Origin of the sequence: Pseudomonas sp. CIP-10 (assembly GCF_020911845.1) — a bacterium.
Taxonomy (GTDB): Bacteria; Pseudomonadota; Gammaproteobacteria; order Pseudomonadales; family Pseudomonadaceae; genus Aquipseudomonas; species Aquipseudomonas alloputida.
Window position 1 is genome coordinate 3,979,385 of sequence record NZ_CP087160.1, and the last position, 18,581, is coordinate 3,997,965.

16 protein-coding genes and 4 tRNA genes are annotated in these 18,581 nt (G+C 60.6%); 2 read left to right on the forward strand and 18 right to left on the reverse strand.

The features are described 5' to 3' along the window. Window positions 1-13: 13 nt before the first annotated feature. Window positions 14-292, reverse strand: coding sequence for a lipoprotein (locus LMH93_RS17980; RefSeq protein ID WP_003250254.1), 279 nt, complete (start codon window positions 290-292; stop codon window positions 14-16). A gap of 177 nt (window positions 293-469) precedes the next feature. On the opposite strand from LMH93_RS17980, the gene LMH93_RS17985 reads away from it, so the two are divergent. Beyond that, a complete protein-coding gene (locus LMH93_RS17985; RefSeq protein ID WP_230064434.1) occupies window positions 470-1,510 on the forward strand; it encodes a patatin-like phospholipase family protein in 1,041 nt (346 codons plus the stop codon). A gap of 116 nt (window positions 1,511-1,626) precedes the next feature. On the opposite strand, the gene LMH93_RS17990 is transcribed toward LMH93_RS17985, so the two are convergent. From LMH93_RS17990 to LMH93_RS18040, 11 genes are all read right to left on the reverse strand, one after another. Further along, a complete protein-coding gene (locus tag LMH93_RS17990; protein WP_003250248.1) occupies window positions 1,627-3,498 on the reverse strand; it encodes a SurA N-terminal domain-containing protein in 1,872 nt (623 codons plus the stop codon). 181 nt (window positions 3,499-3,679) lie between these two features. Further along, on the reverse strand, window positions 3,680-3,952 hold the full coding sequence (gene hupB, locus LMH93_RS17995; RefSeq protein ID WP_003250246.1) for a nucleoid-associated protein HU-beta: 273 nt from the start codon (window positions 3,950-3,952) through the stop codon (window positions 3,680-3,682). 152 nt (window positions 3,953-4,104) lie between these two features. Beyond that, a complete protein-coding gene (lon, locus tag LMH93_RS18000; protein ID WP_004576798.1) occupies window positions 4,105-6,501 on the reverse strand; it encodes an endopeptidase La in 2,397 nt (798 codons plus the stop codon). Between the two features lie 164 nt (window positions 6,502-6,665). After that, on the reverse strand, window positions 6,666-7,949 hold the full coding sequence (gene clpX, locus LMH93_RS18005; protein WP_003250242.1) for an ATP-dependent Clp protease ATP-binding subunit ClpX: 1,284 nt from the start codon (window positions 7,947-7,949) through the stop codon (window positions 6,666-6,668). A gap of 108 nt (window positions 7,950-8,057) precedes the next feature. Beyond that, window positions 8,058-8,699 carry an ATP-dependent Clp endopeptidase proteolytic subunit ClpP gene (clpP, locus tag LMH93_RS18010; protein WP_003250240.1) on the reverse strand — a complete coding sequence of 214 codons (642 nt, stop codon included), beginning with the start codon at window positions 8,697-8,699 and terminating at the stop codon, window positions 8,058-8,060. 91 nt (window positions 8,700-8,790) lie between these two features. Then, on the reverse strand, window positions 8,791-10,104 hold the full coding sequence (gene tig / locus LMH93_RS18015) for a trigger factor (RefSeq protein ID WP_003250238.1): 1,314 nt from the start codon (window positions 10,102-10,104) through the stop codon (window positions 8,791-8,793). 249 nt (window positions 10,105-10,353) lie between these two features. Continuing rightward, the gene (locus LMH93_RS18020) at window positions 10,354-10,653 is read right to left on the reverse strand and encodes a DUF6388 family protein (protein WP_012053070.1); all 300 of its coding nucleotides are present in this window, start codon (window positions 10,651-10,653) and stop codon (window positions 10,354-10,356) included. A gap of 188 nt (window positions 10,654-10,841) precedes the next feature. Next, window positions 10,842-10,917, reverse strand: a tRNA-His gene (locus LMH93_RS18025). A 36-nt stretch (window positions 10,918-10,953) separates the two neighbouring features. After that, window positions 10,954-11,038 (reverse strand) — tRNA-Leu (locus LMH93_RS18030). Window positions 11,039-11,090: 52 nt separating this feature from the next. Continuing rightward, window positions 11,091-11,166 (reverse strand) — tRNA-His (locus LMH93_RS18035). A 41-nt stretch (window positions 11,167-11,207) separates the two neighbouring features. After that, window positions 11,208-11,284 (reverse strand) — tRNA-Arg (locus LMH93_RS18040). Between the two features lie 269 nt (window positions 11,285-11,553). On the opposite strand from LMH93_RS18040, the gene folD reads away from it, so the two are divergent. After that, window positions 11,554-12,408, forward strand: a complete 855-nt coding sequence (gene folD / locus LMH93_RS18045) for a bifunctional methylenetetrahydrofolate dehydrogenase/methenyltetrahydrofolate cyclohydrolase FolD (protein WP_003250234.1) — start codon at window positions 11,554-11,556, stop codon at window positions 12,406-12,408. A gap of 144 nt (window positions 12,409-12,552) precedes the next feature. On the opposite strand, the gene LMH93_RS18050 is transcribed toward folD, so the two are convergent. From LMH93_RS18050 to LMH93_RS18075, 6 genes are read right to left on the reverse strand one after another with little or no spacing between them, the layout of a single operon-like run. Continuing rightward, a complete protein-coding gene (locus LMH93_RS18050; protein ID WP_003250232.1) occupies window positions 12,553-14,292 on the reverse strand; it encodes an ABC transporter substrate-binding protein in 1,740 nt (579 codons plus the stop codon). Window positions 14,293-14,331: 39 nt separating this feature from the next. Continuing rightward, the gene (locus tag LMH93_RS18055) at window positions 14,332-14,604 is read right to left on the reverse strand and encodes a DUF2160 domain-containing protein (RefSeq protein WP_003250230.1); all 273 of its coding nucleotides are present in this window, start codon (window positions 14,602-14,604) and stop codon (window positions 14,332-14,334) included. Between the two features lie 12 nt (window positions 14,605-14,616). Next, on the reverse strand, window positions 14,617-15,417 hold the full coding sequence (locus LMH93_RS18060; RefSeq protein WP_003250228.1) for a carbohydrate ABC transporter permease: 801 nt from the start codon (window positions 15,415-15,417) through the stop codon (window positions 14,617-14,619). Between the two features lie 3 nt (window positions 15,418-15,420). Then, complete coding sequence (locus LMH93_RS18065; RefSeq protein WP_003250226.1) at window positions 15,421-16,287, reverse strand: carbohydrate ABC transporter permease; 867 nt, start codon at window positions 16,285-16,287, stop codon at window positions 15,421-15,423. Then, window positions 16,284-17,381 (reverse strand): ABC transporter ATP-binding protein, encoded by a 1,098-nt coding sequence (locus tag LMH93_RS18070; RefSeq protein WP_003250224.1) that lies wholly within the window; start codon window positions 17,379-17,381, stop codon window positions 16,284-16,286. Before LMH93_RS18070 ends, LMH93_RS18065 begins: the two co-directional genes overlap by 4 nt. Further along, entirely contained in the window at window positions 17,381-18,475 is a 1,095-nt protein-coding gene (locus LMH93_RS18075) for an ABC transporter ATP-binding protein (protein ID WP_003250223.1), read from the reverse strand. Before LMH93_RS18075 ends, LMH93_RS18070 begins: the two co-directional genes overlap by 1 nt. Between the last annotated feature and the right edge of the window lie 106 nt (window positions 18,476-18,581).

Below are 18,581 nucleotides of genomic sequence, written 5' to 3' on the forward strand. Positions count from 1 at the left end.
CGATGCTCCCTGTTCAGCGCCCGGCGCGAGATTCACGAATGTAGAACCGCGCCTTTTCGGCTTTGCGGGTACAGCTTTCGTAGCCTTCGAACTGCTGCTGGGTCTTGGCCCCGGTCAGCAGTGACAAGGCCTTGGAATAACTTACAGCACCGGCAAAGCCTTCGGCCTTGGCCAGGTCCAGCTCCTTCCAGGCGGCATCCAGCTGGGTCGCGCAGCTGTCACGGTAGGCCGTCTTGCCCGCGCAGCCAGCTAGGGCCAAGGCAATCAGTGGAAGGCAGATCCAGGCTTTCATCAGTAATACCTCTATGGAAAAACGGTGGCTGTTCGACGCTCCGACAGCTGGAAAGTGCCATGCCCAGCCGGCTTTGCCTGGCCAGTTTTATTACAGTAGCTCAGCACGATCTACATTGAAGCACAGGCAGCGATGGGTGCATTGTAGGACCATGATGGCACTGGCCGGGGAATGTTCATGAGTAAACGTGTGGCACTGGTACTGGGATCGGGCGGCGCCCGAGGGTATGCACACATCGGCGTGATCGAAGAAATCGAGCGCCGCGGCTACGACATAGCCTGCGTCGCAGGGTGCTCCATGGGCGCGGTGATTGGCGGTATCTATGCCGCCGGCAAGCTGGATGAGTATCGCAACTGGATCGAAAGCCTCGACTACCTGGATGTGCTGCGCCTGGTCGACGTCAGCTTTCGCCTCGGTGCGATTCGCGGCGACAAGGTGTTCGGGCAGATCCGCAAGATCGTCGGCGAGATAAACATCGAGCAACTGCGCATACCCTACACCGCAGTGGCCGCCGACCTTACCAACCAGCAGGAAATCTGGTTCCAGGAGGGTTGCCTGCATCAGGCCATGCGCGCCTCTGCGGCCATTCCCAGCCTGTTCACGCCAGTGATGCAAGGCAACCGCATGCTTGTCGACGGTGGCATCCTCAACCCGCTGCCAATCGTGCCGGTGGTGTCCAGCCATTGCGACCTGATCATCGCGGTCAACCTCAACGCCACCAACCAGAAGCAGTACCAGTTGCCGGTGATCGAGCGCCCGGCGGCATTCAAGATGCGCTTTGACGCCTTGTTGAGCTCGCTGGGTTCACGCTTGCCATTCCGGCGCAAACCGGCGGAAGAGCTGATCCGCATCGAAAAGGAAATCGTCGCCGAGGGGTTGGCACCGCCAAGCCCGTGGCTTACCGACAGCGCCGACCCGGAAAACCAGCAACCGGCAGCGGCCCCGGAGCGCGAGGGCGCGCCGAAGTCGGCCACCGGCTCTTTCATCATCGACAACGTGGGGCCAGCCTCGCTGCTGGATTTGATCAACCAGAGCTTCGAGGTCATGCAGACTTCGTTGGCACAGTACAAGATTGCCGGCTATCCACCGGATGTGCTGATCAACGTGCCCAAGCGGGTGTGCCGGTTTTTCGAGTTCTACAAAGCGCCGGAGCTCATCGCCCTGGGGCGAGAGATTGCACGCGATACGCTGGACAGTTATGAAGGGGTGAATCGGTAGCACCTGGTTGGCGCCGCACCTGAAGGCGGTGTGGTGCTCGACAATGACCGTGCTCGCGGCTGGCGAAAACGAAACAGGCCGCACGAGGCGGCCTGTTTCTTCATGCAACGAACACCTTAGTAACGGGTGATGTCTGCATTGGCTTCCAGCTGCTTGCGGTAAGCCGCAAAGTCCTGCTGGCCAGCACGGGACGCGAGGTAGCGGCGAATCTGCTGCTTCTCTTCGTCGGTGGCGGTAGCGCCGTCGTTCACACCCTTGAGCTGCAACACCACCAGGCTTCCGTCACGCAGCACCACACTGCCATAAACAGGCTTGTCCTTGGCTTGCGGCTTGCCCAGACGGAACAGTGCCTGCAGTTCGGCCGGGTCAATACCGTCCTCACCACGGGTGACTGCCTCATAGGCTTTCCAGCCTTGGCCTTCGTGAACGCTGCCTGCTGCGATGGAACCGTCACGCAGGCCGGCAATCAGCTTGTCCGCCTTGGCCTTGAGTTCGGCAGTCGCCTTCTCTTTGGCCAGGTGCTCCCTGATGTTCTTGGCCACAGCGTCCAGCGGCAGTTGCTCTGGTTTGCGGTGTTCCTTGACGCGCAGCACCACGGTGGTCTCAGGGTCGAGCTCGATGGCGGTGCTATTGGCACCCTCATCCAGCACTTCTTCAGAGAACGCCGCCTGCACCACCGCACGGTTGGCGGTAATGCCTTCACCGCCCTCACGGCCGAAGGCCGCGGAGGTGTGCACCTTGAGGTTCAGGTCCTGGGCCGGCTGGGCCAGGTCGGAAGCCTCGTAGGCAGCATCCTGCAGTTGCTTGCTGGCGTCGACATAACGCTGCTCGACCAGCGGCATCTTCAGATCGCGGGTCAGTTTGTCCTTCAGGCTGGCGAAGCTCGGTACTTCTGGCGCCTGGACGCCCAGCAGCTTGATCAGATGGTAGCCAAACTCGGTGCGCACCGGAGCAGATACCTGGCCATTCTGCAGCTGGTACAGCGCCTCTTCGAAGGCCGGGTCGTATACGCCCGGGCCGGCAAAGCCGAGGTCACCACCGCTGGTGGCGGAGCCTGGGTCCTGAGAGAACTCTTTGGCCAAAGCGGCAAAGTCCTCACCCTTGGCCAGACGCTGCTCGATCTCTTCGGCGCGGGCCTTGGCCTGGGCGTCGGTGACCTTGTCGTTGACCTCGATGAGGATGTGCGCGGCATGACGCTGCTCGGCCAGGTTGGCGATTTCCTTCTCGTACTGGGCCTTGAGCTCTTCGTCGGTCACTTTGACCTGATCGAAGAACGCCGACTTCTTCAGCTCGATGTAGTCGATCACGACCTGGTCAGGCGACATGAACTCCTTGGCGTGCTGGTCGTAGTGCGCCTTGACCTCTTCGTCGCTGACCTTGACTGCGGCCGGGTCGGCCTTGAACGTCAGGGAGGCGAAGTCGCGGGTCTGCTTCTCCAGGCGAGCAAAGGCATCGACCTGTTGATCGGTGACGAAGCTGCTGCCGGCCAGGCCGGTGCGCAGTTGGCCGATGAGCATTTCCTCGCCGAGCATCTCGCGGAACTGCATGCGACCGTAGCCCATCTGGCGGATCACCTGGTCGAAACGGTCAGCGCTGAACTTGCCGTCCACCTGGAACTCAGGGGTCTGCAAGATCACCTGATCCAGCGCGGCCTCGGAGAATGCGAACTTGGCATCCTCAGCACCTTGCAGCAGCAGCTTGCGGCTGATCAGCCCCTTGAGTGCCTCCTCTCGCAGCAACTTGTCATCCAACAGCGCCGGGTCGAAATCCTTGCCCAACTGTTGCATCAGTTGACGGCGCTGCATGTCGGCCGCCTGGCTCAGCTCGTTCTGGCTGATGGTCTGGCCGTTCACCTTGGCGGCGTCCTGGCTATGAGTGGCGGCCTGGAAAATGGCTTCGAAACCGGTCAATGCCATCAACACGACGATAAGGCCGATGATGGTCTTGGCAATCCAACCTTGTGAATTGTCCCTGATATTTTGCAGCATGCGTCCCCCAGAAACGGCTGTACCACTGCGTCGACAACCGCGGAGCGTGGGTAGAATCCTGATAAAAGAAAGGCGCATCCGAGGATGCGCCTTTTCTTAGCAAACGTGTCAGGCGGGAACGTTTGCGCCCCGCCATCACCGTGCTCGGACCAGGCCAGGCCGGGTCCGGCTGAAAGACGACTTAGTTGACGGCGTCTTTCAGGCCTTTGCCTGCCTTGAAACCTGGAACCTTGGCGGCTTCGATCTTGATTGCCTTGCCGGTTTGCGGGTTGCGGCCGGTACGCTCGGCGCGCTCCTTGACCGAGAAGGTACCAAAGCCAACCAGTACCACATCGTCACCTTGCTTCAGGGCGCCGGTGACGGATTCGATGACTGCGTCCAGCGCACGGCCGGCTACAGCTTTCGGGATGTCTGCAGATGCGGCGATAGCGTCAATCAGTTCCGACTTGTTCACTCTAAGTCCCCTTATTTCTCTATTGAGTTTGTTTCTAAGTATGTAATGAAAAGCTTATGAAACGTGTGCTGGGAGGCATGGCGACAATAACGTGCCGCTTTATAGCAAGGCGCCGAAAATACTGTCAAGGAAAGCCCCCCAGCCAAAAACTACTAATGCGTGCTGATTCTTTCCTTAGCATCGCCGTCGCGCTTCTCGTCTTTCGCGACAATCTCCGGAGCCACATCTGGCAAGGGCTCCGGGGCGTATTGCAGCGCAATTTGCAGGACTTCGTCAATCCATTTGACCGGTTTGATCTGAAGATCCTGTTTGATATTTTCAGGAATCTCCTTGAGATCGCGAACATTCTCCTCGGGAATGATCACCGTCTTGATCCCGCCACGGTGTGCCGCCAGCAGTTTTTCCTTCAGCCCGCCAATGGCCAATACCTGGCCACGCAAGGTGATTTCGCCGGTCATGGCCACGTCGGCACGTACCGGAATCTGCGTCAGCGCCGACACCAGTGCGGTGCACATTCCGATACCGGCACTTGGGCCGTCTTTCGGCGTGGCGCCCTCAGGCATGTGAATGTGCACGTCATGCTTCTCGTGGAAGTCGGCGGCAATCCCCAGGCTGCGGGCGCGGCTGCGTACCACGGTCTGCGCGGCGGTAATCGACTCGACCATGACATCGCCCAGCGAGCCGGTCTTGATCAACTGGCCCTTGCCGGGGATGACCACGGCCTCGATGGTCAGCAACTCGCCGCCCACCTGGGTCCAGGCCAGGCCGGTTACCTGGCCGATCTGATCCTGCTGCTCGGCCAGGCCATAGCGGAACTTGCGCACGCCCAGCAGGTGCTCCAGCTGCTCGCTGGCCACCTTGACCTTGACCTGCTTCTGCCCGGTATGTTCCTTGACCACCTTGCGGCAGACCTTGGCAATTTGCCGCTCCAGGCCCCGCACACCGGCTTCACGGGTGTAGTAGCGGATGATGTCGCGAATCGCCGAGATGTCGACTTCCAGCTCTTCCTTCTTCAAGCCGTTGGCCTTGACCTGCTTGGGCACCAGGTACTTGACCGCGATGTTGATCTTTTCGTCCTCGGTGTAGCCAGGCAGACGGATGACTTCCATCCGGTCCAGCAGCGCCGGCGGGATGTTCATCGAGTTCGAGGTGCACAGGAACATCACGTCCGAGAGGTCGTAGTCGACCTCCAGGTAGTGGTCGTTGAAGTTGTGGTTCTGTTCAGGGTCGAGCACTTCCAGCAGTGCCGAAGCGGGGTCACCGCGCATGTCGCTGCCCATCTTGTCGATCTCGTCGAGCAGGAACAACGGGTTGCGCACGCCCACCTTGGTCATCTTCTGGATCAGGCGACCCGGCATGGAGCCGATGTAGGTACGGCGGTGGCCACGGATCTCGGCCTCGTCACGCACGCCACCCAGGGCCATGCGCACGAACTTGCGGTTGGTGGCGGCAGCGATCGACTCGGCCAGCGAGGTCTTGCCGACACCGGGTGGCCCGACCAGGCACAGCACCGGACCGCGGATCTTCTTGACGCGCTTCTGCACGGCAAGGTATTCGAGGATGCGTTCCTTGACCTCTTCCAGGCCATAGTGGTCGGCATCGAGGATTTCCTCGGCCTTGGTCAGGTCCAGACGCACCTTGCTCTGAGCCTTCCACGGCACCTGCACCAACCAGTCGAGGTACGAGCGCACCACGGTAGCTTCGGCCGACATCGGAGACATTTGCTTGAGCTTGTTCAGCTCCGCCTGAGCCTTGGTCAAGGCATCTTTAGGCAGACCTGCGGCTTCGATGCGCTTTTTCAGCTCTTCGACTTCATTGTGGCCTTCGTCACCATCGCCAAGTTCTTTCTGAATGGCCTTCATCTGCTCATTCAGGTAGTACTCGCGCTGGCTGCGCTCCATCTGCTTCTTGACCCGGCCGCGAATGCGCTTTTCGACCTGCAGGAGGTCGATTTCGGCATCCAGCAGTGCCAGCACGTGCTCGACACGGGTAGTCAAGTCGACGATTTCAAGAATTTCCTGCTTCTGCTCGATCTTCAGGGCCATGTGCGCGGCCATGGTGTCGACCAGGCGCCCTGGCTCGTCGATGCTGTTCAGCGAAGACAGCACTTCGGCAGGCACCTTCTTGCCCAGCTGAACGTATTGTTCGAACTGCGACAGCAGCGTGCGCACGAACACTTCCGACTCGCGCTCGGCAGTGTCGGTTTCGTCGATCAGGGAGACTTCGGCACGGATGTGCCCTTCAACTTCGGAGAAGCGCTCGACCGCACCCCGCTGTTCGCCTTCGACCAGCACCTTGACGGTGCCATCAGGCAGCTTCAGCAGTTGCAGCACGGTGGCAACGGTACCGACGCGGTACAGGGCGTCCTCACCCGGATCGTCGTCGGCAGGGTTCTTCTGGGCCAGCAGAAGGATCTGCTTTTCGCCCGTCATCGCCGCCTCGAGGGCTTCGATGGACTTTTCGCGCCCCACGAACAGCGGGATAACCATGTGCGGGTAAACAACGACATCGCGCAATGGCAAAAGAGGCAAGTCGAGGGTGGTCTTCATGATTTCGCCTCTACAGCGGCCTTATGGCCGGAAACCGGTGGAAATGATGCTTGGACCTAATGTGGGGGCAGGCTTGGGAAATTACAAGCGCTTGCACAGGAAAAGCAGAAAGGGGCCCGTAGGCCCCCTTCTTGCTTGCAACCGAGAACCGGCCATTGCCTGAATCAGGCGTCTGGAGCGGCTTTGGCTTGCGGTTCGCTGTTTTCGTAAATCATCAGCGGCTGCGAGGTACCCTCAATGACGCTCTCGTCGATAACCACCTTGCTGACATCCTTTTTCGAAGGAATCTCATACATGGTATCGAGCAGCACGCCTTCGAGGATCGAACGCAGGCCACGAGCGCCAGTCTTGCGCTCCAGGGCCTTGCGCGCAACGGCCTTGAGCGCATCGCTGCGGAACTCGAGGTCGACGCTTTCCATCTCGAACAGCTTGGCATACTGCTTGGTCAGGGCATTCTTCGGCTCGGTGAGGATCTGCATCAACGCAGCCTCATCCAGCTCGTCGAGGGTAGCCAGTACCGGCAGGCGGCCGACGAATTCCGGAATCAGGCCAAACTTGACCAGATCGTCCGGCTCGACCTCACGCAGGGACTCACCAACCTTCTTGCCCTCTTCCTTGCTGCGCACTTCGGCACCAAACCCGATGCCACCTTTGGTGGAGCGGTTCTGGATGACCTTTTCCAGGCCCGAGAACGCACCACCACAGATGAACAGGATGTTGCGGGTATCAACCTGCAGGAATTCCTGTTGCGGGTGCTTGCGGCCGCCCTGCGGCGGAACCGAGGCCACGGTGCCCTCGATCAGTTTCAGCAGTGCCTGCTGCACGCCCTCGCCCGAGACATCACGGGTAATGGACGGGTTGTCCGACTTGCGCGAAATCTTGTCGATTTCGTCGATGTAGACAATGCCCATCTGGGCCTTTTCCACGTCGTAGTCGCACTTCTGCAACAGCTTCTGGATGATGTTCTCGACGTCCTCACCCACATAACCGGCCTCGGTCAGGGTGGTGGCGTCAGCAATGGTAAACGGTACGTTCAACAGGCGTGCCAGGGTTTCGGCGAGCAGGGTCTTGCCCGAGCCAGTTGGCCCGATGAGCAGGATGTTGCTCTTGCCCAGTTCGACTTCGTCACCCTTCTTGTCACGCTGGTTCAGGCGCTTGTAGTGGTTGTACACCGCTACGGCCAGCACCTTCTTCGCGCGCTCCTGACCAATCACGTACTGGTCCAGGATGCCGCTGATTTCTTTCGGCGAAGGCAATTTGTGCGCGCTGCTCTCGGCCTGGGCTTCCTGCACCTCCTCACGGATGATGTCGTTGCACAGGTCGACGCACTCGTCGCAGATAAATACCGAGGGCCCGGCAATCAGTTTGCGCACTTCGTGCTGGCTTTTGCCGCAGAAGGAGCAATAAAGCAATTTGCCGCTGTCCTCGCCGTTACGGGTGTCAGTCATTCGATCGATCCAATCCGGTAGGCTTGCAACACAAGATGAAGGCAATTGCGGGCTTTTTCAAGTCCGCAGGTAGGCGCTTTCGACGCCCACCTGCTCTGACCCCCCGGTTCAGGAGGCCAGTTGCCGCTTGTCGTAGACCGAGTCGATCAGGCCGTACTCGGCTGCGCGCGAGGCGCTCATGAAGTTGTCACGCTCGGTGTCACGCTTGATGGTCTCGAGTTCCTGGCCGGTGTGATAGGCCAGCAGCTCGTTCAGACGGGCCTTGATATTGAGGATTTCCTGGGCGTGGATCTCGATATCGGTGGCCTGACCCTGGAAGCCGCCCAGCGGCTGGTGGATCATCACGCGCGAGTTAGGCAGGCAATGACGCTTGCCCTTGGCACCTGCCGCCAGCAGGAAGGCGCCCATGCTGCAGGCCTGGCCGATGCAGATGGTCGAAACGTCCGGCTTGATGAACTGCATGGTGTCGTAGATCGACATGCCGGCGGTGACGGAACCGCCCGGCGAGTTGATGTACAGATGGATATCCTTGTCCGGGTTTTCCGCCTCAAGGAACAGCAGTTGCGCAACGACGAGGTTGGCCATGTAGTCCTCTACCGGGCCAACCAGGAAGATCACTCGCTCCTTCAACAGGCGCGAGTAGATGTCGTAAGCGCGTTCGCCACGGGCGGACTGCTCGATAACCATCGGGACCAGGCCGCCTGCGGCCTGGATGTCAGAGCTCTGCTGAATATAAGAATTGCGGGACATGTCCTGCGCTCACTCCCAAATAGTCATGGCTTGAATACGCACAAGCCAGCTCGAAGGCTGGCTTGTGGAGGTTTCCTACGAGAGAAGACCGTTACTCAGCAGCGGCAGGAGCCTCGGCTGGTTTAACGGCTTCTTCGTACGAGACCGACTTGTCGGTCACAGTCGCTTTCTGCAGAACAGTATCTACAACTTGTTCTTCCAGCACAACCGAACGCACTTCGTTCAGTTGCTGGTCGTTCTTGTAGTACCAAGCGATGACCTGCTCAGGCTCTTGGTAAGCCGAAGCCATTTCTTCGATCATCTCGCGAACCTTGGCGTCGTCCGGCTTCAGCTCGAACTGCTTGACCACTTCGGCCACGATCAGGCCCAGCACGACGCGGCGCTTGGCTTGCTCTTCGAACAGTTCGACTGGCAGCTGCTCAGGCTTGATGTTGCCACCAAACTGCTGAACTGCCTGCACGCGCAGACGGTTGACTTCGTTTTCCAGCAGGGCCTTTGGCACTTCGATCGGGTTGGCGGCCAGCAGACCGTCCATGACCTGGTTCTTGACCTTGGTCTTGATCGCCTGACGCAGCTCACGCTCCATGTTCTTGCGAACTTCGGCGCGGAAGCCTTCCAGCGTCGATTCCTTGATGCCGAACTGGGCGAAGAACGCTTCGTTCAGTTCTGGCAGTACAGGTGCCGAAACGCTGTTGACGGTGATGGTGAACTCGGCGGCTTTGCCAGCCAGGTCCAGGTTCTGGTAGTCCTCTGGGAAGGTCACGTTGACAACGCGCTCTTCGCCAGCCTTGGCGCCTACCAGGCCCTCTTCGAAGCCTGGGATCATGCGGCCGGAGCCCAGCACCAGCAGGGTGCCCTTGGCCGAACCACCGGCAAACGCTTCACCGTCGACCTTGCCGACGAAGTCGATGTTGACCTGGTCGTCATTCTGCGCAGCGCGCTCGACGGCCTCGAAGCGGGTGTTCTGCTTGCGCAGCACTTCCAGCATGTTGTCCAGGTCACTGTCAGCCACTTCGGCGCTCAGGCGCTCGACCTTGATCGACTCGAGGCCCGCAACAGTGAACTCAGGGAACACTTCGAAGATGGCGACGAACTCCAAATCCTTGCCCTTTTCGAAGGACTTGGGCTCTACAGCCGGGGCGCCAGCCGGGTTCAGCTTCTGCTCGACGATGGCTTCGTAGAAGGAGGCCTGGACCAGGTCACCGAAAGCCTCTTGACGAGCGTCCGCCTCGAAACGCTGACGGATCACGGTCATCGGTACTTTACCAGGACGGAAGCCCGCAATCTTGGCGCGCTTGGCAGTCTGCTGCAGACGCTTGTTGACTTCGTTCTCGACGCGCTCGGCCGGAACGGCGATGGTCATGCGGCGCTCGAGAGCGGAAGTGTTTTCAACAGAAACTTGCATGGATATTCCTCGTTGCACAGACGTTAGCCGGCGTTAGCCCGACTCCAGAATCAAGGGCAAACATTCTAGTGAGTCACGCAGCAGAAGTCACCCCACACGGGACGACTGAAAACAACGCCGGTCGATTAACTTTCAAGGCCCGCACGGCACAGCGCCAGGCCTGCTTCCAACAGGGGCTGCACGGCGCCGGAGGGCGGCCTGCAGCCGAAATACTTTGTCAAACAACTACCCGCAACGCACTCGCCTCCTTTATTGAGGATCAATGTCGTTGAACTGGCAGTATTCCTCCCATTCCAGCCCCAGCGCCTCAGCCACTTCACGGTGCGTTTCCAGGCGCATGGCCTGCAACTGCTCCGGGGACTCAGCAATCAATTGCAGCGCCAGCTCCCAGGGCTCAATGCCCTGCTCCTCGGCGGCATCCTCGAACGCCCACTCGATCTGCTGGGCCTGTTCGCGCGCATCCAGCTCGCGGATCTCCTCGAGCAACTGCGGATTGGCGTCGGCAAAGCGCTGCAGCGCCAGGGCCTGACGGGCTTCTTTTGCAATCATCGTGATGTCCTTTGCCGGCCGAACAGGCCGGTGTTTCAACCGGCTGAAATCTAACAGCTTTTATTGGGGTGCCACCAGAGGATTACAAGGGGCAGGAGGTGTTTTGGCTGAGGCGCGGCTCATCACCGCTACGCAGACCCAAAACAAAAAGGCGCCCGATCTCACGATCAAGGCGCCTTTCAGGAATATGGGGTGGACGATGGGAATCGAACCCACGACAACTGGAATCACAATCCAGCGCTCTACCAACTGAGCTACGCCCACCATATTGCGGTCTTGCGGTACAACCTTACAGAAGCATGGTGCGGACGAAGAGACTCGAACTCTTACAGCTTGCGCCGCTGGAACCTAAATCCAGTGTGTCTACCAATTTCACCACGTCCGCGTAACGCTTAAAACAAAGGCGCCAGATGCTATCGAGGCGCCCTTGAAAAATATGGGGTGGACGATGGGAATCGAACCCACGACAACTGGAATCACAATCCAGCGCTCTACCAACTGAGCTACGCCCACCATATTGCATTACAACCTACTTGCTTGCCAAAGCTGCCTAATGGCGCACCCGGCAGGACTCGAACCTGCGACCATCCGCTTAGAAGGCGGATGCTCTATCCAGCTGAGCTACGGGCGCTTAAGCTTGAAGCCTAACCGAACGAGACGCTAACAAGGAACTGTTAAACCACTCATTCTGCCCGACTTAGCCAACCAGTGCTAGGCTGTGCCCGACAAGTGCGGCGAATCTTATAGTCGACCCCGAAAGTCGTCAACACCTTTTTCGAAAAAATTTAAATTATTTAAGGGGTTAGGGGATTTGCCCGACCACCCGCCTTTGCCCTTGGCCCATGTCGTGCGAGAATGCACGTTCATTATTGTTCCCTCTCGATGGTTAATCACGCGTCTATGACTGCACACCTAATCGATGGCAAGGCTATCGCCGCCAGCCTGCGCCAGCAGATCGCTCAACGTGTCGTGGAGCGTCGCCAGCAAGGCCTGCGTACGCCGGGCCTGGCAGTGATCCTGGTCGGCACCGACCCCGCCTCCCAAGTCTATGTCTCGCACAAGCGCAAGGACTGCGAAGAGGTCGGCTTCATTTCGCAGGCGTTCGACCTGCCCAGCGAGACCACGCAACAAGCCCTGACCGAGCTGATCGACCGTCTCAATGACGACCCGGCCGTCGACGGCATCCTGTTGCAACTGCCGCTGCCGGCACACCTGGACGCCTCGTTGCTGCTCGAGCGCATTCGCCCGGACAAGGATGTGGACGGTTTCCATCCGTACAACATCGGCCGCCTGGCCCAGCGTATTCCACTGCTGCGCCCGTGCACACCGAAAGGCATCATGACCCTGCTGGAAAGCACCGGCCAGGACCTGTACGGCATGAACGCGGTGATCGTCGGCGCGTCCAACATCGTTGGCCGCCCGATGGCCATGGAACTGCTGCTGGCCGGCTGTACCGTGACCGTCTGCCATCGCTTCACCAAGGACCTGGCCGGCCATGTCGGGCGTGCCGACCTGGTGGTCGTGGCTGCCGGCAAGCCAGGCCTGGTCAAGGGTGAGTGGGTCAAGGAAGGTGCCATCGTCATCGACGTGGGCATCAACCGCCAAGAAGACGGGAAACTGGTCGGCGACGTGGTCTACGAGACTGCCCTGCCCCGCGCCGGCTGGATCACACCGGTGCCGGGCGGCGTCGGGCCGATGACCCGGGCGTGCCTGCTGGAGAACACGCTGTACGCGGCAGAAGAGCTGCACAAGTAATACCGCGTAATGCGAAAACGGCACCTTTTGCAGGTGCCGTTTTTTTTGCCCGTGACAAATGACCTCTTCGCGGACGAGCCTGCTCTTGCAAGCGGTTGTCCGGCCCCCCAGGGGGCGGGGGAAGCCACCACGGTGTTCAGCCGATCACTTCCTGGCCGCCTCCCAGGACTTCAGCAGTTCGTTGTAGCTGACGGTCTCGCCCATGGGCTTTTCGTTGGCCAGCTTGGCTTTCGGCGCACCCGGCTGGTCGAACCAGTACTGGGCGTCCTTCTCCGGATTCAACTTGGGTGCACACGTCGCCTGGGCATTGGAGCGTTGCAGGCGCTCCATCATGCGGTCCTGGTCGCGCGCCAGCCCATCCAGGGCTTCCTGCGGGGTCTTTTCGCCACTGGCGACTTCGGCGATATGGCTCCACCACAATTGCGCCAACCGCGGGTAGTCCGGCACGTTGGTGCCGGTCGGCGTCCACTGCACCCGCGCCGGGCTGCGATAGAACTCCACCAGCCCACCGAGCTTGGGCGCCAACTCGGTCATGGCCTGGGAGTTGATGTCCGACTCACGAATCGGCGTCAGGCCGACGATGGTCTTTTTCAGCGATACGGTCTTTGAGGTGACGAACTGGGCGTACAGCCACGCCGCCAGGCGTTGCTTCTCGGGGGTGGACTTGAAGAAGGTCCACGAGCCGGTGTCCTGGTAGCCGAGTTTCATACCCTCTTCCCAGTATGGCCCCTTCGGTGAAGGCGCCATGCGCCACTTCGGCGTGCCGTCGGCATTCACAACCGGCAAGCCGGGCTTCGTCATGTCGGCGGTGAACGCGGTGTACCAGAATATCTGCTGGGCAATGTTGCCTTGCGCCGGCACAGGGCCGGCTTCGGAGAAGGTCATGCCCTGCGCTTCCTTGGGCGCGTAGGCACGCATCCAGTCCACGTACTTCTGCGTGGCATAGACGGCGGCCGGCCCATTGGTATCGCCGCCGCGGGTCACGCTGGAACCCACCGGATGGCAGTCCTCCACGCGAATGCCCCATTCATCGACCGGCAAACCATTGGGCAGGCCTTTGTCGCCGCCGCCGGCCATCGAGAACCAGGCATCGGTGAAGCGCCAGCCCAGTGACGGGTCTTTCTTTCCGTAGTCCATGTGCCCGTAGACACGCTTGCCGTCGATCTCCTTGACGTCTTCGGTGAAGAACTTGGCAATGTCCTCGTACGCCGACCAGTTCACTGGCACCCCCAGTTCATAGCCGTACTTCTCTTTGAACCTGGCCTTCAACTCAGGCCGTTCGAACCAGTCGGCGCGGAACCAGTACAGGTTGGCGAACTGCTGGTCGGGCAGTTGGTAGACCTTGCCATCGGGCGCGGTGGTGAAGGAAATTCCGATGAAGTCCTTCAGGTCGAGGGTCGGCGAGGTGTAGGCTTTGCCCTCGTTGGCCATCAGGTCGGTGATCGATTCCACTTTGCCGTAGCGAAAGTGCGTACCGATCAGGTCGGAGTCGTTGACCCAGCCGTCATAAATGTTCTTGTCCGACTGCATCTGCGTCTGCAGTTTTTCCACCACATCGCCTTCCTGCAGCAGGTCGTGGGTCAACTGGATACCGGTGATCTCACTGAAAGCCTTGGCCAGCACCTTGGATTCGTATTCATGGGTGGTGATGGTTTCCGACACAACGTTGATCTTCATCCCGCGAAACGGCTCGGCTGCCTTGATGAACCACTGCAATTCGGCCAACTGCTGTTCGGGGGTAAGGGTCGAAGGCTTGAACTCGCTGCCGATCCATTTCTTTGCCGCCTCTTCGTACTGGTCGGCCCAGGCTGTGCCTTGCACGCTGGCCAGTACCAGCAACGCGGCCAGGGTCAAATGTCGCCTGTTGTGTTTGTTGTCGAACATTGTGATCTCCCGTTTCAGTTATCCCACAGGGCCGCTCGCTCAGCCCCAGCGCAACACCACCGCCAGCCACGCCAGCGACAGCAGCGAGGCCACCCACAATGGCCAGTCGCTGACACCGACCACCAGCAGGTGCAGGTAGGCGCTGGCCAGCAGGCCGATGAACAAACGGTCACCACGGCTGGTGACCAGCGGCAAAAAGCCCCGTCGTTCTACGCAGGGGCGACGCAGTTCAAGCAGGGTCATGCCCAGCAGCAACAGGCCCACAGCGGCGAAGAACAGCGCTGTCGGCAGGGTCCAGGCCATCCACTCCATGCGTTGCCCTCCTCATACCCGGCCCAGGGCGAAGCCCTTGGCCACATGATTGCGCACGAACCAGATCACCAGCATGCCCGGCAAGATGGTCAGCACCCCCGCCGCCGCCAGCACACCCCAGTCGATGCCCGATGCCGACACTGTGCGGGTCATCACCGCGGCAATCGGCTTGGCATTCACCGAGGTCAGGGTGCGCGCCAGCAGCAGTTCGACCCAGGAGAACATGAAACAGAAAAACGCCGTGACGCCGATGCCGGAGCCAATCAGCGGTATGAAGATCTTCACGAAGAAGCGCGGAAAACTGTAGCCGTCAATGTAGGCGGTTTCGTCGATTTCCCTTGGCACGCCCGACATGAAACCCTCCAGGATCCACACCGCCAGCGGTACGTTGAACAGGCAATGGGCCAGCGCCACGGCAATGTGGGTATCGAACAGCCCGATCGACGAGTACAACTGGAAGAACGGCAGCAGGAACACCGCCGGTGGCGCCATGCGGTTGGTCAGCAGCCAGAAGAACAGGTGGCGGTCGCCGAGAAAGCGGTAGCGCGAGAACGCATAGGCCGCGGGCAACGCCACGAGCAGTGAAATCAGCGTGTTCAGGCACACGTAGTACAGCGAGTTGATGTAGCCGCTGTACCAGCTGGCGTCGGTGAAGATCACTCGGTAGTTGTCGAGCGTGAACGCCTGCGGCCACAGGGTCAGGCCGCCAAGGATCTCGGCGTTGCTCTTGAACGACATGTTCAGCAACCAGTAGATCGGCACCAGCAGGAAGAAGAAGTACAGCAGCAGGGCCATTGATTTGCGTGTGCTCATGGCCTAGTCCTTGTCGGCATGGGTCATGGCTGTGTAGAACAGCCACGACACCAGCAGGATGATCAGGAAGTACACCAGTGAAAACGCTGCCGCCGGCCCCAGGTCGAACTGCCCTACGGCCATACGCGTGAGGGTCTGGCTGAGGAACGTGGTCGCATTGCCTGGCCCGCCGCCGGTCAGCACGAACGGCTCGGTGTAGATCATGAAACTGTCCATGAAGCGCAGCATCAACGCGATCACCAGCACGTTCTTGAGCTTGGGCAGCTGGATATGGCGAAACACCGCCCAGCCCGAGGCCCGATCGATGCGCGCGGCCTGGTAGTACACGTCGGGGATCGCACGCAGCCCCGAATAGCACAGCAAAGCCACCAACGAAGTCCAGTGCCACACATCCATCACCAGCACGGTGAGCCAGGCGTCGAACGGGTCACCGGCGTAGTTGTAGCTGACCCCGAGCTTGGCCAGGGAAGCGCCGAGCAGGCCGATGTCGGCACGGCCGAAAATCTGCCAGATAGTGCCGACCACGTTCCACGGGATCAGCAACGGGATAGCCATGACGATCAGGCACACCGAGGCCATACGGCCTTTGGTTGGCATGGCCAGGGCGATGCCTATACCCAACGGAATTTCGATCAGCAGGACGCAGGCCGAGTAAATGAACTGGCGCAGCAATGCATCGTGCAGCGCCGGGTCGCGCAGTACCTGGCGGTACCAGTCGGCACCGACGAAGTAGCGGCTGGACTGGTCGAAGATGTCCTGCACCGAGTAGTTGACCACCGTCATCATCGGCACCACCGCGCTGAACGCGACCAGCAGGAACACCGGCAGCACCAGCCACCAGGCCTTGTTGTTCGGCACCTTGTTGTTCATGGCCCGGCCTCCAGCAGCACATCGTCGACATACAGCATCAGCCACTGCGCCGGCAGGCTGACCCAGGCCTTGTCCACAGGCAACGGGCGGTCCTCGCCCAGCCTCGCCTTGAGCGCGACACCGCCCAGTTCGAGGGTGACGATGCGATAGGTACCCAGGTCTTCGACGTCCAGCACCCGTGCCGGGTAGGCACCCTCGAACGGGCTGTCCCACAGCTGCACGAACTCCGGGCGAATGCCCAGCTGCAGCCGCCCGCCCGCCAATGCAGCCAGGCGCTCGCACAAGCCATCGGGCAGTACCAACTGGACATCGCCGAACACCACCGCGCCCGCCTCGGCACGCACGTCAATCAAGTTCATGCCCGGGCTACCGATGAAATAACCGACGAACGTATGCCGCGGTCGCTCGAACAGCTCGCGCGGCGTGCCGAACTGGACGATGCGTCCGCCGTGCATCACCGCGATCTTGTCGGCGAAGGTGGAGGCCTCCAACTGGTCGTGGGTGACGTAGATCATGGTGATGTTGAACTGCTCATGGATCTGCTTCAGCTTGCGCCGCAGCTTCCACTTCAGATGCGGGTCGATCACCGTCAGCGGCTCGTCGAACAGGATCGCCGACACGTCATCGCGCACCAGGCCACGCCCCATGGAGACTTTCTGCTTTTCATCGGCGGTGAGGTTGCGTGCTTTCTTGCGCAACACGGCAGTCAGCTCGAGCACTTCGGCAATTTCTTCCACCCGGGCACGCACCCGGGCTTCATCGAGCCCCTGGTTGCGCAAGGGGAAGGCCAGGTTGTCGAACACCGTCATGGTGTCGTACACCACCGGGAACTGGAACACCTGGGCGATATTTCGCGCCTGCGGGGACAGCTGGTTGACCGGCTTGCCGTCGAACAGCACCTCGCCATGAGACGGCGTCAGCAGCCCGGAAATGATATTGAGCAAGGTCGACTTGCCGCAGCCCGACGGCCCGAGCAACGCATAGGCACCGCCCTGTTCCCACACATGTTCGAGTGCGTGCAGGGCATAGTCTGCCTCGCTGGCGGGCTGGCGGCTGTAACTGTGCGCCAGCTGGCGCAGGCGGATTTCGGCCATCACCCTCTCCTCGCCTGGCGCAGCCCCGGGGCCTGCACCAACACCCCGGCGCTGTCGAAAACGAACAGCTTGTGCGTGGGGATGAACACGCGTATCGGCGTGTCCACCTGGTATTCGTGCACCCCGGGAAGGTGCAGCACCATGCGCCAGTATTCGTTGCGCACATGCAGAAATGTTTCTGACCCACTGATCTCGGCCAACTCCACCAGCACCGCCAGCTCCAGGTCATCGTCATGGGCCGGCACCAGCGCGATATGGCTGGGGCGCACGCCGAAGCGGTAGTCACCTTCGGCCAGCGGCTCCAGGTCGGCATTGCGGGCAAAGTGCACGGTCTGGGCCAGGCTCACCTCGTTACCCGTGATACGGCCAGACACCAGGTTGATCGGCGGCTCGGAAAACAGCTCGGCAGCCAGCACGCTGCTGGGGCGCTGATAGACCTCGGCGGTGGGCCCGCTCTGCACGATACGGCCTTCGTGCACAAGCGTGGTGGTGCCGCCCAGTGCCAGCGCCTCGTTGGGCTCGGTGGTGGCGTACACAGCAATGCAATGGCGCGCCGCGAACAGCTCGCGCAGCTCCTGGCGCAGGCCTTCGCGCAACTTGTAGTCGAGGTTGACCAATGGCTCGTCGAAGAGGATCAACGAGGCATCCTTGACCAGTGCCCTGGCCATCGCCGTGCGTTGCTGCTGGCCACCGGAGAGCTCCAGTGGCAGGCGTTGCAGGTAGGTTTCGATGCGCAGCATCTCGGCAGTTTCCTGCACCCGCCGTCGGATCTGGTCCTCGGCCATGCGCGCCTGGCGCAGCGGCGAGGCGATGTTTTCGTACACGCTCAAGGTCGGGTAATTGATGAATTGCTGATACACCATCGACACATTGCGCTGACGCACCGGCACACCGGTGACGTCCTGGCCATCCATCAGCACCCGCCCCCGGTCCGGACGGTCCAGCCCGGCCATCAGGCGCATCAGGCTGGTCTTGCCGGCCAGGGTGCGACCCAGCAGCACATTGAACGAACCGGGCTCGAAACGCAGTGACGCCTCGACGATCCACGGCTGGTTGTCGACGCTACGGCTGACCTGCTCCAGCACCAGGGACATGGCGTGGCCTTTTTGTGATTGTTGTCTGCCGGCTACAGCCAGTTCCGTGCCAGTCCTTGCCCGGTGCTCTGGTTCGGGGCCTGGGTGGCAGCGCTGGCAAATCGCG

What these genes read in the sequence shown, in the direction of transcription:
- LMH93_RS18050 (WP_003250232.1), bottom strand. Translation starts at nt 14,292, where the DNA reads ATGTTCGACAACAAACACAACAGGCGACATTTGACCCTGGCCGCGTTG.
- LMH93_RS18055 (WP_003250230.1), bottom strand. Translation starts at nt 14,604, where the DNA reads ATGGAGTGGATGGCCTGGACCCTGCCGACAGCGCTGTTCTTCGCCGCT.
- LMH93_RS18065 (WP_003250226.1), bottom strand. Translation starts at nt 16,287, where the DNA reads ATGAACAACAAGGTGCCGAACAACAAGGCCTGGTGGCTGGTGCTGCCG.
- folD (WP_003250234.1), top strand. Translation starts at nt 11,554, where the DNA reads ATGACTGCACACCTAATCGATGGCAAGGCTATCGCCGCCAGCCTGCGC.
- LMH93_RS17990 (WP_003250248.1), bottom strand. Translation starts at nt 3,498, where the DNA reads ATGCTGCAAAATATCAGGGACAATTCACAAGGTTGGATTGCCAAGACC.
- LMH93_RS18020 (WP_012053070.1), bottom strand. Translation starts at nt 10,653, where the DNA reads ATGATTGCAAAAGAAGCCCGTCAGGCCCTGGCGCTGCAGCGCTTTGCC.
- LMH93_RS17985 (WP_230064434.1), top strand. Translation starts at nt 470, where the DNA reads ATGAGTAAACGTGTGGCACTGGTACTGGGATCGGGCGGCGCCCGAGGG.
- clpP (WP_003250240.1), bottom strand. Translation starts at nt 8,699, where the DNA reads ATGTCCCGCAATTCTTATATTCAGCAGAGCTCTGACATCCAGGCCGCA.
- LMH93_RS18060 (WP_003250228.1), bottom strand. Translation starts at nt 15,417, where the DNA reads ATGAGCACACGCAAATCAATGGCCCTGCTGCTGTACTTCTTCTTCCTG.
- LMH93_RS18075 (WP_003250223.1), bottom strand. Translation starts at nt 18,475, where the DNA reads ATGTCCCTGGTGCTGGAGCAGGTCAGCCGTAGCGTCGACAACCAGCCG.
- tig (WP_003250238.1), bottom strand. Translation starts at nt 10,104, where the DNA reads ATGCAAGTTTCTGTTGAAAACACTTCCGCTCTCGAGCGCCGCATGACC.
- LMH93_RS17980 (WP_003250254.1), bottom strand. Translation starts at nt 292, where the DNA reads ATGAAAGCCTGGATCTGCCTTCCACTGATTGCCTTGGCCCTAGCTGGC.
- clpX (WP_003250242.1), bottom strand. Translation starts at nt 7,949, where the DNA reads ATGACTGACACCCGTAACGGCGAGGACAGCGGCAAATTGCTTTATTGC.
- LMH93_RS18070 (WP_003250224.1), bottom strand. Translation starts at nt 17,381, where the DNA reads ATGGCCGAAATCCGCCTGCGCCAGCTGGCGCACAGTTACAGCCGCCAG.
- lon (WP_004576798.1), bottom strand. Translation starts at nt 6,501, where the DNA reads ATGAAGACCACCCTCGACTTGCCTCTTTTGCCATTGCGCGATGTCGTT.